The organism is Actinomadura sp. NPDC048032 (assembly GCF_040653175.1).
Lineage (GTDB): Bacteria > Actinomycetota > Actinomycetes > Streptosporangiales > Streptosporangiaceae > Spirillospora > Spirillospora verrucosospora.
The window spans coordinates 1-1,624 of sequence record NZ_JBEZJP010000778.1; the positions used below are offsets into that span (position 1 = coordinate 1).

Below are 1,624 nucleotides of genomic sequence, written 5' to 3' on the forward strand. Positions count from 1 at the left end.
GACAGGCCCGCGTCCTCTGACGGGGCCGTGTTCTGCTCCGAACCCGTGTTCTGTTCGGGGGCCGCGTCCTGCGACGGACCCGCCTCGTGCGACGAGCCCGCGTTCCGCTCGGGGCTCGCGTCCTGGGACGTGGCAGGGTCCTGCGGCGCTCCGTCCTGCGGCGGGGACGGGGGCCGGCCGCCCCCTCCGCCGTCCGGGGGAGGATCGTCGGGGGACGTGCGGTCGAGCAGCTCGTCGAGCAGCGCCTCGTCCAGTCCGGGGGCGTCGAACGGGTCGCGGCGGCGCCGGTGCGGCAGCGACAGGCGGGCCGCCGCGCGCACGTCCTCGTCGGCCACCGCGCCGCGCCCGTGCCAGGCGGCGTGCGCGAGCGCGGCGTTGGCCGTGACCAGGTCGGCGCGCAGGCCGTCGACCTCGAAGCCCGCGCACACGGCCGCGATCTGCTCCAGCCGCTCGTCCGGCAGCCGGACCCCGGCGAGCCTGTCCCGCGCGGCCGAGATGCGCTCCGCCAGCTCCGCCTCGGCGTCCGCCCAGCGCGCGGCGAACGCGGCGGGGTCCGCCTCGAACGCCAGCCGCCGCCGCACGACCTCGGCCCGCTCCTTAGGATCCCGCGACGCCCGCACCTCGACCGTCAGCCCGAAGCGGTCGAGGAGCTGGGGACGCAGCTCGCCCTCCTCCGGGTTCATCGTCCCGACCAGCAGGAACCGGGCCGCGTGCCGCACCGACACCGACTCGCGCTCCACGTAGCAGGTGCCGAGCGCGGCGGCGTCCAGCAGGAGGTCGACCAGATGGTCGTGCAGGAGGTTCACCTCGTCCACGTACAGGACGCCGCGGTGCGCCGCCGCGAGCAGCCCCGGCTCGAAGGCCTTGACGCCCTCGGTCAGGGCCCGCTCGACGTCCAGCGACCCCGCGAGCCGGTCCTCCGAGGCGCCCACCGGCAGCTCCACCAGCGCGGACGGCCGCCGCTCGGACGGGCCGCCCGGCTCGTGGGGGCCGTCCGGGCAGGACGGGTCGGGCGCCGCCGGGTCGCAGGCGAACCGGCAGCCCGGCACCGTGTCCACGGCGGGGAGCTGCGCGGCCAGGGCCCGGACGATCGTCGACTTGGCGGTGCCCTTCTCGCCGCGCACCAGCACGCCCCCGACCCGCGGCGAGACGGCGTTGAGCAGCAGCGCCAGCTTCAGATCGTCCAGCCCGACGACGGCGCTGAACGGGTAGGCGGTGTTCACACCTGGACCTTCCGGTTGACATGGGCGACCCGCCAGCCGCTCCCGGCGGCGGTGAGCCTCGTGGTGGACAGCGGCGCGAGGTCGATCCGGTCGGCCGCGAGGACGCCGGCGCCGAGCGCGTGGGCGAGGGCCGCCCGGATCACGCCCGCGTCGCAGACGGCGACGCCGGACGGGCGGCCGCCGAGCCACGCCGCCACCCGCGCCGCGAGCGCGGACCGGCTCTCGCCGCCGTGGGGCGCGGCGTCTGGGTCGGTCAGCCAGGCGGCCAGCGCGTCCGGATCGGCGTCCGCGAGGCGGATCCCCGCCCAGGAGCCGTGGTCGGCCACGTCGGCGGCCACATGGATCATCAGGCGCTCCTGCTCGTGCGGGGTCAGATGCACAGCTTCCTCCTCAAGGTCGTC

2 protein-coding genes are annotated in these 1,624 nt (G+C 77.1%); both read right to left on the reverse strand.

Annotated features, from left to right (window positions below):
* A partial coding sequence (locus AB0C69_RS42135) for an ATP-binding protein (RefSeq protein WP_360362525.1) occupies positions 1 to 1,223 on the reverse strand: 1,223 nt, incomplete at its 3' end.
* Positions 1,220 to 1,624 (reverse strand): histidine phosphatase family protein (locus AB0C69_RS42140; protein WP_360362528.1); only part of this gene is annotated, 405 nt, incomplete at its 5' end. The genes AB0C69_RS42135 and AB0C69_RS42140, both read right to left, overlap by 4 nt.